The sequence below is a fragment of the Sphingomonas phoenicis genome (genome assembly GCF_047238005.1).
Taxonomy (GTDB): domain Bacteria; phylum Pseudomonadota; class Alphaproteobacteria; order Sphingomonadales; family Sphingomonadaceae; genus Sphingomonas.
Genome location: NZ_JBDFMC010000001.1, coordinates 63,852 through 76,432, shown reverse-complemented (window position 1 = coordinate 76,432; position 12,581 = coordinate 63,852). Strand labels below are relative to the sequence as shown.

At 61.6% G+C, this 12,581-nt stretch carries 14 protein-coding genes; 12 read left to right on the top strand and 2 right to left on the bottom strand.

Features of this window, described 5'->3' with window-relative positions; all coding sequences use genetic code 11:
- Positions 1–35 precede the first annotated feature (35 nt).
- Positions 36–959 (bottom strand): LysR family transcriptional regulator, encoded by a 924-nt coding sequence (locus ABC319_RS00360; RefSeq protein WP_022674945.1) that lies wholly within the window; start codon positions 957–959, stop codon positions 36–38.
- A 110-nt stretch (positions 960–1,069) separates the two neighbouring features.
- Here ABC319_RS00360 and ABC319_RS00355 point away from each other — a divergent pair, with 110 nt between their 5' ends.
- The 12 genes from ABC319_RS00355 (at position 1,070) to ABC319_RS00300 (ending at position 11,946) form a co-directional block, all read left to right on the top strand.
- Positions 1,070–2,227 (top strand): muconate/chloromuconate family cycloisomerase, encoded by a 1,158-nt coding sequence (locus tag ABC319_RS00355; protein WP_066667191.1) that lies wholly within the window; start codon positions 1,070–1,072, stop codon positions 2,225–2,227.
- Between the two features lie 5 nt (positions 2,228–2,232).
- Entirely contained in the window at positions 2,233–2,523 is a 291-nt protein-coding gene (gene catC / locus ABC319_RS00350; RefSeq protein WP_022674943.1) for a muconolactone Delta-isomerase, read from the top strand.
- Positions 2,524–2,585: 62 nt separating this feature from the next.
- Positions 2,586–3,479: a dioxygenase family protein gene (locus ABC319_RS00345; protein ID WP_022674942.1), complete on the top strand. Its 894-nt coding sequence runs from the start codon at positions 2,586–2,588 to the stop codon at positions 3,477–3,479.
- Positions 3,480–3,503: 24 nt separating this feature from the next.
- Positions 3,504–4,892, top strand: a complete 1,389-nt coding sequence (locus ABC319_RS00340) for a Rieske 2Fe-2S domain-containing protein (protein WP_022674941.1) — start codon at positions 3,504–3,506, stop codon at positions 4,890–4,892.
- Entirely contained in the window at positions 4,889–5,377 is a 489-nt protein-coding gene (gene benB, locus ABC319_RS00335) for a benzoate 1,2-dioxygenase small subunit (RefSeq protein ID WP_022674940.1), read from the top strand. Before ABC319_RS00340 ends, benB begins: the two co-directional genes overlap by 4 nt.
- Before the next feature lie 21 nt (positions 5,378–5,398).
- Positions 5,399–6,430 (top strand): benzoate 1,2-dioxygenase electron transfer component BenC, encoded by a 1,032-nt coding sequence (benC, locus tag ABC319_RS00330; protein ID WP_022674939.1) that lies wholly within the window; start codon positions 5,399–5,401, stop codon positions 6,428–6,430.
- Entirely contained in the window at positions 6,427–7,203 is a 777-nt protein-coding gene (gene benD, locus ABC319_RS00325; protein WP_022674938.1) for a benzoate diol dehydrogenase BenD, read from the top strand. The genes benC and benD overlap by 4 nt, the downstream gene beginning before the upstream one ends.
- 10 nt (positions 7,204–7,213) lie before the next feature.
- Positions 7,214–7,924 carry a CoA transferase subunit A gene (locus ABC319_RS00320; protein WP_022674937.1) on the top strand — a complete coding sequence of 237 codons (711 nt, stop codon included), beginning with the start codon at positions 7,214–7,216 and terminating at the stop codon, positions 7,922–7,924.
- A complete protein-coding gene (locus tag ABC319_RS00315; protein WP_022674936.1) occupies positions 7,924–8,592 on the top strand; it encodes a 3-oxoacid CoA-transferase subunit B in 669 nt (222 codons plus the stop codon). Before ABC319_RS00320 ends, ABC319_RS00315 begins: the two co-directional genes overlap by 1 nt.
- Entirely contained in the window at positions 8,592–9,368 is a 777-nt protein-coding gene (gene pcaD / locus ABC319_RS00310) for a 3-oxoadipate enol-lactonase (protein ID WP_066667190.1), read from the top strand. Before ABC319_RS00315 ends, pcaD begins: the two co-directional genes overlap by 1 nt.
- Before the next feature lie 6 nt (positions 9,369–9,374).
- Positions 9,375–10,577, top strand: coding sequence for a 3-oxoadipyl-CoA thiolase (gene pcaF / locus ABC319_RS00305; RefSeq protein WP_022674934.1), 1,203 nt, complete (start codon positions 9,375–9,377; stop codon positions 10,575–10,577).
- Positions 10,578–10,608: 31 nt separating this feature from the next.
- Positions 10,609–11,946, top strand: a complete 1,338-nt coding sequence (locus tag ABC319_RS00300) for an MFS transporter (protein WP_022674933.1) — start codon at positions 10,609–10,611, stop codon at positions 11,944–11,946.
- Positions 11,947–12,184: 238 nt separating this feature from the next.
- On the opposite strand, the gene ABC319_RS00295 is transcribed toward ABC319_RS00300, so the two are convergent.
- Positions 12,185–12,565 carry a nuclear transport factor 2 family protein gene (locus ABC319_RS00295; protein ID WP_413068379.1) on the bottom strand — a complete coding sequence of 127 codons (381 nt, stop codon included), beginning with the start codon at positions 12,563–12,565 and terminating at the stop codon, positions 12,185–12,187.
- Positions 12,566–12,581 lie beyond the last annotated feature (16 nt).

Below are 12,581 nucleotides of genomic sequence, written 5' to 3'. Positions count from 1 at the left end.
TACTTAAAAAGAGGGCGTCGATGCTGCTAGTTTAGTTATACCGTGATCAACAGCGCTTCGGGCACAGGATATTTCCAGTCGTTGTACTTGCGCGCGATGATACGCATGAAAGCAGAGATTTCTGGTGAAAAATCGCCGACACGGTGGCTCATAATGATAGGTGAATGGGCGGGTTCTAGTAGCTCTAGGTAACGAACGTCGTCCGGGCGTGCTCGCTTTACGGATTCTGGAATGATGGCGACTCCCTCCTCCGCCGCCACTAAGCCAATCGCAATCTGCAATTCTCTAGCTTCGTGGATGACGCTGGGCGTGAGACCATTGTCATGAAACAGCGACAGAACTTGATCGGCGTAGCTCGGCCGCGGAGCGCTCGGGTAAAGGATTACTTTTTCGCGAGCGAGTGCCGCCAATGAAATGGGACCGCCGTCTATGCCCAGTGTGCTGGCAAGCGGTACCGCTGCGATTAGGGGTTCTCGTCGCAGGACGGTGCGTCGCACGGCAGGATCCTCAAATCGGATGCGCCCAAAGCCAATATCAATACGGCCTTCCTTTAGAGCAGCGATTTGATCAAGGGTCGTACTCTCCACCAGCGTCAACTCTACATCGGGTAGCTCGGAGCGAAACTCACGTATTAGTGCCGGCAGCCGGGCGTAGATCGTGGATGACACGAACCCAATCGTAAAGCGCCGCTTATCGGTCGCGATCGCGGCCTCCATCATCGCACGCATGTCTTCGACACGCCGCAGAATTTGCACGGCCTGATCGTGGAAGAAGTGCCCCATGGGCGTCAGGGAAAGCGGCCTGCTCGTACGATCGATCAATTCTGCACCGATCTCGGCTTCCAATTGCTGGATTGACCGGCTGAGGGGCGGCTGCGCCATGTGCAGCCGCTCTGCCGCCTTATTGAAATTCCGTTCGGCCGCGACGGTCACAAAATAGCGAAACTGACGAAGATCCATCGCTTGAATACCCTGTGAGTATCGTGAGCAAACCACATTGATCTTTGCGCGTCCAGCCCCTCCGACGTACCTATGCTGGGATAACGTAGAGCTGAGGATGTGGAGAGGTCATGGTCACGATCGCAGAGATCGATACCTTCATCGTCGATATTCCGACGATACGTCCGCATGTCCTAGCGATGGCGACGATGCATCACCAGTCGATCGTACTGGTGCGAATGCGCGACTCCGACGGTTTAGAAGGTATCGGTGAAGGCACGACGATCGGCGGCCTCAGCTACGGTGAGGAGAGCCCTGAAGGTATAAAACTCGCCATCGACAGCTACATCGCTCCTGTGCTCAGGACCTGCGACCCGACTAGAGTCGGCGCCGCCATGGCCAAGGTGACGCAAAGCGTTTTCGGCAACCATATCGCTAAGTGTGCGGTGGAGACGGCGCTTTTAGATTTGGCAGGCAAGCGCCTGGGAGTACCGGTGTCCGAGCTGATCGGTGGGGGACGCGTCCGCGACAGTCTTCCGGTTGCGTGGACGCTGGCGAGCGGTGACACCGCGCGCGACATCGAGGAAGCGGAGCGCGTTCTCGATCTTCGCCGGCATAACATCTTCAAGCTCAAGATCGGCAAGCGATCGGTCCGCGACGACGTCTCGCATGTCGCTGCCATCAAAAAGGCGGTTGGTGACCGCGGCAGCGTCCGTGTCGACGTCAACCAGAACTGGGATGAAGCACAGGCCGATCTCGGTATGCGTCTATTGCAAGATGCCGGTGTCGACCTCGTCGAGCAACCAGTCGCAAGGCATGCGCACGCATCGATGGCGCGGCTGTCGGCTAAGCACATCGTGCCGCTGATGGCGGACGAGGCGCTACATGGTCCCTGTGACGCCTTCGCTATTGCCGCCTGCTCGGGCGCCCGCATCTTCGCGGTGAAGATCGCGCAATCGGGTGGTCTGCTACCCGCACATGCTGTCGCGACGATTGCCCATGCCGGCGGTGTTGGCCTCTACGGCGGGACGATGCTTGAAGGCGGTGTCGGGACAGCGGCGTCGGCCCATCTGTGTGCAACCCTTCCGACGCTCGCATGGGGCACAGAGCTGTTCGGTCCGTTGCTGCTTACCCAGGACATACTGGCAGAACCGCTTCGCTACGCCGACTTCGAGCTCGCGGTCCCGACCGGTCCCGGCCTCGGTGTGGCGCTCGATGAGGACCGCGTGGCTTTCCATCGTCGAGACCGCACCGCACCCACACTCCACGTCGTTGCAGAGAGGGCCTGACGACCATGTTGTTCCAGGTAGAGATGGACGTGAACATACCGATCGGCTTCGACGCCGAAGAAGGCGCCCGCCTCAAAGCTGCCGAAAAGGCGCGGTTCCAGGATCTCCAGCGTGCGGGCACATGGCGGCACATCTGGCGGGTCGTAGGCCAATACGCGAATGTCAGCATCTTCGATGTCGCTTCGAATGCCGAACTGCATGACATTCTAATGAGCCTGCCGCTCTACCCTTTCATGACGATGCGGGTCACTGCCCTGTGCCGCCACCCGTCATCGCTCCACGACGACGACCGCTGAAGCAGCCGCAACTGATAGACCGCCCAAGGCGGCGACCAGATAGAATTCCAGGAGAGACCCCCATGGACGTTTCCTTCGTACAGACCCCCGCAATCCAGGACCTGCTCGACCGCGTTGCCGGTACAGCGTCAACCGACGGCAATCCTCGGGTGAAGGCCATCATGCGCGATCTCGTCGAAGCAACCATGACGATCATCGTCCGTCACGATATCAGTGAGAACGAGGTCTGGAGTGCGGTCAACTATCTGCAATCGGCTGCCGGAGAATTTGGCCTCCTCATGCCCGGTACGGGCATCGAGCATTTCCTCGACCTGTACATGGACGCCAAGGATGCGGAGGCGGGCAAGACCGGCGGCACACCGCGTACGATCGAAGGCCCCCTTTACGTCGAAGGCGCTCCGCTAGTCGAGAACGACGCCAATCTGACGGATGACCCGGATGAGACGACCACCCTCTACATGACAGGTCAGATCACGGGACCTGACGGGGAGGCGGTGAAGAATGCCATACTTCACGTCTGGCACGCGGACTCGCGTGGGTTCTACTCGCACTTCGATCCGACCCACGAACAGACGCCCTTCAATAACCGCCGGCGGATCAAGCTCGGCGACGATGGGCGCTACTCGTTCCATTCCAAGATGCCGAACGGCTATAGCGTCCCGCCGGGTGGTGCGTCAGATCAGCTGATGAAGGTCTTGGGTCGACACGGCAATCGCCCTGCCCACGTTCACTTCTTCATCGAGGCTCCCGGCTACAGGCAGCTGACGACACAAATCAACTTCGGTGACGATCCTTTCGCCGCGGACGACTTCGCCTTCGGCACCCGCGAAGGCCTGCTGCCCGTGCCGAACCGGCAGGGCGACAGCGCTCACATCGCTTTCGATTTCCAGCTGCAGCGCGCTGAGGTGGCAGACGACGAGGCCTTCTCAAACCGCGCCCGGCTCGCCGTCGCCTGACATTCGTCGCAAAGGAGAAGCACCATGACCGACCTTCGCGCAAATATCCGCGAACGCCTCGAAACCGCGGTCGTTGACGATCCCGCCACGGGCGCATTCCGCTGCCGACGCGACGTATTCACCGATCCGGCCCTGTTCGACCTCGAGATGAAGCACATCTTCGAGGGGAACTGGGTCTATCTCGCCCACGAGAGCCAGATACCGGAGAACAACGACTATTTCACGACCTTCATCGGCCGTCAGCCGATCATCATCACGCGCGACAAAACTGGCCAGCTCAACGCGGTCATCAATGCCTGCGCGCACCGGGGCGCGATGCTCTGCCGCAAGAAGCATGGCAACAAGGGCAGCTTCACCTGCCAGTTCCATGGTTGGACGTTCAGCAACGCGGGCAAGCTTCTCAAGGTTAAGGACGGCAAGACGGGAGACTACCCCGAGGCGTTCAACACTGAGGGTTCGCACGATCTGACCAAGGTAGCGCGTTTCGAGAACTACCGCGGTTTCCTGTTTGGCAGCATCAACCCCGACGTGCAGTCGTTGGAGGATTGGCTTGGCTCGACCCGCGTGATCATCGACCAGATGGTCGACCAGGCGCCAGAAGGGCTGGAGGTGCTTCGCGGGAACTCATCCTACGTCTACGACGGCAACTGGAAGCTTCAGATGGAGAATGGCGCGGACGGCTATCACGTCAGCGCAGTCCACTGGAATTACTCGGCAACGACCGGCCGGCGCAAGGAGGAGGCCACCAAGGCAGTCGACCCCGATGGTTGGTCGAAGAGCGTTGGCGGCGTCTACGGCTTCGACAACGGCCACATTCTGTTGTGGACACGGCTCCTCAACCCTGAGGTTCGCCCCGTATACGCACACCGCGAGGAGCTGGCGGAGCGACTGGGCGAGGAGCGTGCCAAGCCGATCGTCGATCAGACGCGCAACCTGTGCCTCTACCCCAATGTGTATCTGATGGACCAGTTCTCGACGCAGATCCGGGTCATCCGTCCGGTGAGCGTGGATAAGACCGAGGTCACGATCTACTGCTTCGCGCCGAAAGGCGAGGCGGACGCCGAAAGGGCGCTTCGCATCCGTCAGTACGAGGACTTCTTCAACGTCAGTGGGATGGGCACGCCTGACGATCTGGAGGAGTTCCGCTCCTGCCAGACCGCCTACGAAGGCGCAGGCGATTTGTGGAATGATCTGAGCCGCGGCGCTACGCACTGGATCGCGGGTCCTGATGAGAACGCCACGGCGATGGGTCTAGAGCCTACGCTCAGCGGCAATCGCAGCGAGGATGAGGGTCTGTTCGTGCGGCAGCACGAATATTGGGCGCAGACGTTGATCGCGGCCCTCGACAAGGACGATGGTGGCGACGGCGGCAGCACTGTCCGGCAGGTCGACCGTTTGCGGGTGGCAGCATGACACTCGCTTATGACCGGGTTGCCGCGTTCCTCTTTCGGGAGGCGCGGCTGCTCGACGATCGGCAGTGGGATGAATGGCTGACCTGCTACGCGCCCAACGCAGTGTTCTGGATGCCGGCTTGGGACGACGACGACAAACTGGTCGAAGACCCTCAGCGTGAGATTTCGCTGATCTACTATCCCAATCGGGATGGGCTGGAAGATCGCGTCTTCCGCATCAAGACCGAGCGATCGGGAGCAAGTATGCCCGAGCCACGTACGAACCATGCCGTCACAAACATTGAGGTGACGAGCGAGACAGACGGTGTGCTTGAGGTACGGTTCAACTGGCATACGCTCAGTCACCGCTACAAGGAGACGCTGAGCTTCTTCGGGACATCCTATTACACCATCGACGCGACTGGTGATCAGCCGGTCATTACCAACAAGAAGGTCGTGCTCAAGAACGACTACATCCGCCAGGTGATCGACATTTATCACATCTGACGCCGGGCTCGAGAGGATCACATGGGCTACCGTATCGCACTCAACTTCGAGGACGGCGCTACGCGCTTCATCGACTGCAACGCAGGCGAGAAGGTGCTCGACGCCGCGTTCCGCCAGAAGATCAACCTGCCGATGGACTGTTCGGACGGCGTATGCGGCACATGCAAGTGCCGCTGCGAGCAGGGCAGCTACGAGCTTGGCGACGAGTACATCGAAGAAGCGCTGACCGAGGACGAGGCGGAAGAAGGCATGGTCCTGACCTGCCAGATGCAGGTCTCGTCCGATTGCGTGATCGCAGTGCCGGTGCCGTCGTCGGCGTGCAAGGTGAAGCCCGCCATACATGGCGGCGAAGTTGCCAGCGTGGAGATGGTCTCCGACAGCACGATCATCCTCACGCTGCGGGTGGACGATCCCGCCGCTCTAGGCTTCCTCCCGGGCCAGTACGTGAACCTGATGGTTCCGGACACTGGGCAACACCGCTCCTATTCGTTCAGCTCCAAACCTGGCGCGGCGGAAGCCAGCTTCCTTATCCGCAACATTCCGGGCGGCCTGATGAGCAGCTGGCTTAGCGAGAAGGCGCAGCCCGGCGCTCGGATGAGCTTTGTCGGACCGCAGGGCAGCTTCTTTCTGCGAAACGTCGATCGCCCGACAATACTCCTCGCCGGTGGCACCGGCCTAGCGCCGATCCTGTCGATGTTGGAGGTCCTTGCTGATCAGGGCACCGAGCAGCCGCTTCACCTGATCTATGGCGTGACCAAAGATGGCGACATGGTCGAGATGGAGCGCATCGACGCTTTGGCCGCCCGCCTGCCGACGCTGACCTCTGCGGTATGCGTCGCCGATCCGGAGAGCGGACATCCCCTCAAGGGTTATGTCACCGAGCATCTTTCGGACGACCACCTCAACGCCGGTGACTGTGACATCTACCTGTGTGGACCGCCGCCCATGGTCGAGGCTGTACGCACCTTTCTGCGGGACAAGGGCGTTGAGCCAAAGCACTTCCACTACGAAAAATTCGCGCCCAGCGAGAGTTCGGTAAAGGCTGCGGCATGATCTTTGCCGACCGGTTCCGTGGCAAGACGATGGTCGTGACGGGCGCGGCGCAGGGCATCGGCCGCGGCGTTGCGCTACGTGCGGCCGCTGAAGGTGCGGCCGTCATGCTTGTCGATCGCGCCGACTTTGTCGCCGATGTCGCACATGAAGCAGGCAGGGCCGCGCGCGCCTTTGTTTGCGATCTCGAGACGAGCGAGGGTGCCGTATCGGCGATGCGCGCGGCCGAAACCGAGTTCGGCCGCGTCGACATCCTCGTCAACAATGTAGGCGGCGCGATCCGTATGCGACCGTTCGCCGAGTTTGAGCCGCAGCAGATAGAGGCCGAAATCCGGCGATCGCTCATGCCAACGCTCTGGAGCTGCCACGCCGTCCTGCCAATCATGCTCCACCAGGGAGTGGGTACGATCGTCAACGTCTCGTCCAACGCGACGCGTGGCATCCGACGGGTACCCTATTCGGCGGCCAAGGGCGGCATCAACGCAATGACCCAAAGCTTGGCGATGGAATACGGTGACCGCGGCATCCGGGTCGTTGCTACGGCGCCGGGCGGAACGCAGGCCCCGCCCCGCATGGTGCCGCGCAATCCCGACGGGGACGACGCACGTGAGCAGGCCTGGATGGCTGAGGCGGTCGAGCAGGTCACGACGTCCACGTTCCTCGGACGGTACGCGACGCTCGATGAGCAGATCGCGCCGATCCTCTTCCTCGCCTCGGACGAGGCATCGTACATCACCGGCTCCATCCTGCCCGTCGCGGGCGGTGACCTGGGCTGATCGGAGCGACATGAAGAACAAGGTCTACGACAATCCGGCGGCGGCCCTCGACGGGCTGCTTTTCGACGGCATGACGATCATGTCGGGCGGCTTCGGCCTGTCCGGCAATCCCGAAAGCCTGATCCCGGAAATTCGCGCAAGCGGGGTGAAGGGGCTGACCGTCATCTCCAACAACGCCGGCGCCGACGGCTTCGGCCTCTGGATGCTGCTGGAGACCCGACAGATCGCGAAGATGATCTCGTCGTACGTGGGCGAAAACAAGCTTTTCGAGCAGCAGTACCTCTCGGGCGAGCTTGACCTTGAACTTACGCCGCAAGGAACCTTGGCTGAGCGCATTCGTGCGGGCGGTGCGGGCATCCCGGCATTCTACACCAAAACGGGCGTCGGCACCGTCGTGGCGGAGGGCAAGCCCGTCGAGAACTTCGACGGAGAGGAGTACGTCCGCGAGACCTGGCTGCGATCCGACCTGTCGATCGTAAAGGCCTGGCGGGCGGACCCGGCGGGCAACCTCATGTTCCGCAAGACCGCGCGCAACTTCAACCCGAACATGGCGACAGCGGGTCGGGTCACTGTGGCGGAGGTCGAGGAGATCGTGGAAGCGGGCAGCTTCGACCCCGATTGCATCCACACGCCCGGCATCTTTGTCGACCGGGTCGTCCTGTCGACCATCAACGAGAAGCGGATCGAGAAGCTGACGGTTCGCGAGAAGGAGGACGCGTGATGGCCGGCGATACGAAGGGCTGGACCCGCGAACAGATGGCGGCGAGGGCCGCTCGCGAGCTGCAAGACGGGTTCTATGTCAATCTCGGCATCGGCATACCGACGCTGGTAGCCAACTACGTTCCTGAAGGTCTTGACGTGACGCTTCAGTCAGAAAACGGAATGCTCGGAATTGGCCCATTTCCTACGCGTGATGCGGTCGATCCTGATCTCATCAACGCCGGCAAGCAGACGATTACAGCGCTGCCCACGTCCAGCTTCTTCTCGTCGGCGGACAGCTTTGCGATGATCCGCGGCGGGCACATCGACATGGCCGTTCTCGGCGCGATGGAGGTCAGCGAGACTGGTGACATCGCGAACTGGACCATCCCGGGCAAGATGGTGAAAGGCATGGGCGGCGCGATGGATCTCGTCGCCGGCGTCAAGCGTGTTGTGGTCGTCATGGATCACGCCAACAAGGCAGGCGTATCTAAGATACTGCCGGCCTGCACCTTGCCGCTCACCGGCAAGGCGTGCGTTGATCTGATCATCACGGACCTGGCCGTTCTCGCATGCGACAAGCCTGGATTACGCCTGATCGAGCTGGCCCCAGGCATCACCGTGGACGAGGTGCGGGCGAAGACTGATGCATCATTCACAGACGAAACCGCGTTAGAGCGCGCTGCCTGATGCCTTTCATCCGATCGCAAGGCGCTGACATCTACTGGAAGGTCGAAGGCGACACCGCTGCTCCGTCGCTGGTGCTGCTGAATTCCATTGGGACCGACATGGACCTGTGGGACGCGGCAATTCCCGCGCTTAGGCATCGGTTCTCGCTTTTGCGCATCGACACCCGTGGTCACGGCGCATCCGATGCCCCGGCAGGAGACTATGAGCTGTCGATGCTCGCAGGCGACGTGGCAGCGGCTATGGATGCAGCTGACGTTGAAGCCGCATTGGTGGCGGGCGTGTCCCTGGGCGGCATGATCGCCATGCAGCTTGCAATGGACGCGCCGGAAAGAGTTACCGGCTTGGCGCTCATATGCACCTCGGCAACGATGGATCGATCCGCCTGGACGGCTCGGGTCGAGAAGGTGCGGGAGGAAGGCGTAGCTGGGATCGCTGACCTTGCCATGTCGCGGTTTCTATCGCCAAGCTTTGTGCAAGCCAGGCCCGAGATCGCCGCCAGCGTACGACGTGGCCTGCTCTGTATGGAGCCGGCAGGCTATGCCGGGTGCGCGGCTGCTATCCGTGACATGGACATCGCTGATCGCTTGCAAACAATCTCCGTTCCAACGCTCGTCGTCTCGGGGGACCGCGATACCTCGACACCGTTCGTCGGTCATGGCGAGCACCTGATCGAACGCATCTCGGGTGCTCAACATGTCATGCTCGATGCTGCTCACCTTGCTCCGCTTGACGCACCAAACGCCCTTGCCGACGCCATTATCGACGCCTTCGTCTGAGGTCCCATGCCTGACGCCTTCATCTGCGACGCCATCCGTACCCCCATCGGCAAGCTCAATGGCGGCCTGTCATCGATCCGCGCCGACGACCTCGCGGCCATCCCCATCCGCGAGCTCGCCGCACGCAACGCAGGCGTAGACTGGGAAACCGTTGACGACACGATCCTTGGTTGTGCCAACCAAGCGGGAGAGGACAATCGCAACGTCGCGCGCATGGCCGTGCTTTTGGCCGGGTTGCCTGAAGCCGTGCCAGGTACAACCGTCAATCGCCTCTGCGGCTCAGGCCTAAACGCTGTCGGCATCGCGGCGCAGGCGATACGCTGCGGGGATGCACAGTTCATAATCGCCGGCGGTGTCGAGAGCATGAGCAGGGCACCGTACGTGCTCGGCAAGGCTAATTCAGCCTTTGACCGCTCTCAGAAGATTGAGGACACGACGCTGGGATGGCGCTTCGTCAATCCCGCGATGCGTCACGCCTATGGCGTCGACTCCATGCCCGAAACCGGCGAGAACGTCGCTGACGTGTGGCGCGTATCACGCGAAGATCAGGACCGCTTCGCCCTCGCCAGCCAGGAGAAGGCCGCAGCAGCTATCGCTAGTGGTCGTGTGGCGGCTGAAATCGTGTCGGTCAGCGTTCCTCAGCGAAAGGGCGATCCGATCGATTTCTCACAGGATGAGCATCCGCGCGCGTCAAGCCTGGGCGCTCTTGCCAAGCTGAAGCCGGTGGTACGCCACGACGGTACGGTGACGGCGGGGAACGCCTCCGGGCTAAATGACGGCGCAGCAGCTATGCTCGTCGCCTCCGAAGACGCCGCATCACGTAACGGGCTTCGTCCTCGCGCACGTGTGCTTGGCATGGCAGCAGCTGGCATCGCGCCAAGGATCATGGGCGTCGGTCCGATCGAGGCGGCGCGCAAGCTGAGCAGGAATACCGGGATTAGCCTTGATCGGCTCGACGTGATCGAGCTGAATGAGGCATTCGCCAGTCAGGCCATCGCTACGTTGCGTGATCTTGGCATCGCGCAGGATGATCCGCGCGTAAATCGGAACGGAGGGGCTATTGCGTACGGCCATCCGCTCGGCATGTCGGGTGCGCGGATTACGATGACGGCCGTTGAGGAGCTGCATCGCACCGGTGGTCGCTACGCCATGGCATTCATGTGCATCGGCGTCGGCCAGGGGATCGCGCTCATGCTGGAGCGTGTCTGAGACGTCACCGATTTTGCAGGGGAGTAGGTCTATGGCAGGCACCGTGGTCAACGACATTGTCGACGAGGCCACGTTCGGCCGCTTCCACTGGACAATCGTCGTCCTCTGCGGCCTGCTCCTCATCGTCGATGGCTACGACGTCTTCATCTATGGCGCGATCCTGCCCCAGCTGATGGAACAGTGGGACCTCACCCCACCCCAGGCGGGCTCGCTCGCAAGCTGGGCGCTGTTCGGCATGATGATCGGCGCGCTAACCTTCGGATCGCTGGGCGACCGGATCGGGCGCAAGCGCTGCATCGCCATCTGCTTCTCCATCTTCAGCGTGTCGACGATCGTCAACGGCTTCGTCGGGAACACAACGGAGTTCGGGGTCATGCGCTTCCTGGCGGGACTAGGATGCGGTGGGCTCATGCCCAACGCCGTGGCGCTGACGAATGAATATGCACCGAAACGCCTGCGAACGACGCTCGTGGCGCTGATGTTCAGTGGCTACGCAGTCGGCGGCATGGTAGCCGCCGGGCTCGGCATCTGGCTGCTGCCGACGTTTGGTTGGCGTGCCATGTTCTTCGCTGCCGCGGTGCCTCTTTGTCTGCTCCCGATCGTGCTCTGGAAGCTACCTGAGTCGCTCGCCGTTCTGATACGTCGGGGGGACGAGGGACGTGCGAGTGCCATTCTGACGAAGATCGCACCCGGCCGCACGGTCCCGGGCGGCCAACTGGTCCTGCGGGACGCTAAAGCGGGCTCATCCTCCATCGCCGCGCTGTTTCACGATGGCCGGGCGGGTGGAACGCTGGCGCTGTGGACATGCTTCTTCTGCTGCCTGCTGATGGTGTACGCGCTCGGCTCCTGGCTGCCGCAGCTGATGCGCACCGCCGGCTACGGGCTCGGCTCGAGCCTGTCGTTTCTTCTTGCCCTCAACTTCGGCGGTATGTTCGGCGCCATCGGCGGCGGGCGGCTTGCCGACCGTTACGGACTGGTGCGCGTTGTGGTCAGTTCCTTCGCGATCGGCGCGACGTGTATCGCGCTGCTCGGCGCGAAGAGCCCGACGGCCGTCCTCTACCTGCTGATATTCGTCGCGGGAGCAGGCACGACGGGCACGCAGATCCTCCTCTACGCGACCGTGGCGGACTTCTACGGCGCTTCTATCAAGACGACGGGGCTCGGCTGGGCCTCGGGAGTCGGTCGGGTCGGAGCGATCGTCGGGCCGCTGCTGGGCGGACTGCTGCTCGCTGCCAAGCTGCCGATGGCGTTGAACTTCGTCGCTTTCGCGGTGCCGGGGCTGATCTCGGTCGCGGCGATGATGCTCTTCGCTCGGCGGTACAGGTCGCACGTTCCGGACGAGCTGCCGGGGGCCGCGCTACCCGCCTGAGGCCGTCAGCCGTCGGTGCCCGCATCAAGGACGTAGGCTCAGCAGAATCGGTCAGGGTAGGCAAGCCCATCGCCTGCCCGTGCGATCAGCGCATACTTCCCGGCTGTCTCACTGCAGGCTCCCTGTTACGAAGAACCGGCGGGCGCTCAAAGGCGGTACTCGATCGATAAATGGCTGGCAGCCTTCGGGACCGTACGGAGCAGGCTCAATGGCAGAATGTGGGAGTACGGACCCCTCATCAGAACATGCCGTTCGGGTTTTCAAAGTGGTCGGGGATAATTTGAAGCACATCCCAATGCTCGACGATACGACCCTCATCATCTAATCGGAAGATGTCGATGCCAGCGTAGTCGTGGTCTCCGGGCCAGTCCTGATGGCAGTGCAGGACCACGGTATTTCCTTCTGCAATAGTCCGCTTGAATTCGACTCTCTTGCCAGGCCACTCTCGTGCCATCCGCTCAAAATAGTCGATAAATGCCTGCTTTCCGGTAGCGACTTGAGGGTTGTGCTGGATATATTCTCCGCCGACATATTGCTTGATTGCCTCAGCAGGTCGGCAGTCGTTGAACATCATCTCGTAAAAGGCGATCACGTTCGCCTTATTTAGCTCCAATGACATCTAACAGCATCCTTCC

Coding starts and splice junctions, on each gene's coding strand:
- ABC319_RS00360 (WP_022674945.1), bottom strand. CDS start 959: ATGGATCTTCGTCAGTTTCGCTATTTTGTGACCGTCGCGGCCGAACGG.
- ABC319_RS00355 (WP_066667191.1), top strand. CDS start 1,070: ATGGTCACGATCGCAGAGATCGATACCTTCATCGTCGATATTCCGACG.
- catC (WP_022674943.1), top strand. CDS start 2,233: ATGTTGTTCCAGGTAGAGATGGACGTGAACATACCGATCGGCTTCGAC.
- ABC319_RS00345 (WP_022674942.1), top strand. CDS start 2,586: ATGGACGTTTCCTTCGTACAGACCCCCGCAATCCAGGACCTGCTCGAC.
- ABC319_RS00340 (WP_022674941.1), top strand. CDS start 3,504: ATGACCGACCTTCGCGCAAATATCCGCGAACGCCTCGAAACCGCGGTC.
- benB (WP_022674940.1), top strand. CDS start 4,889: ATGACACTCGCTTATGACCGGGTTGCCGCGTTCCTCTTTCGGGAGGCG.
- benC (WP_022674939.1), top strand. CDS start 5,399: ATGGGCTACCGTATCGCACTCAACTTCGAGGACGGCGCTACGCGCTTC.
- benD (WP_022674938.1), top strand. CDS start 6,427: ATGATCTTTGCCGACCGGTTCCGTGGCAAGACGATGGTCGTGACGGGC.
- ABC319_RS00320 (WP_022674937.1), top strand. CDS start 7,214: ATGAAGAACAAGGTCTACGACAATCCGGCGGCGGCCCTCGACGGGCTG.
- ABC319_RS00315 (WP_022674936.1), top strand. CDS start 7,924: ATGGCCGGCGATACGAAGGGCTGGACCCGCGAACAGATGGCGGCGAGG.
- pcaD (WP_066667190.1), top strand. CDS start 8,592: ATGCCTTTCATCCGATCGCAAGGCGCTGACATCTACTGGAAGGTCGAA.
- pcaF (WP_022674934.1), top strand. CDS start 9,375: ATGCCTGACGCCTTCATCTGCGACGCCATCCGTACCCCCATCGGCAAG.
- ABC319_RS00300 (WP_022674933.1), top strand. CDS start 10,609: ATGGCAGGCACCGTGGTCAACGACATTGTCGACGAGGCCACGTTCGGC.
- ABC319_RS00295 (WP_413068379.1), bottom strand. CDS start 12,565: ATGTCATTGGAGCTAAATAAGGCGAACGTGATCGCCTTTTACGAGATG.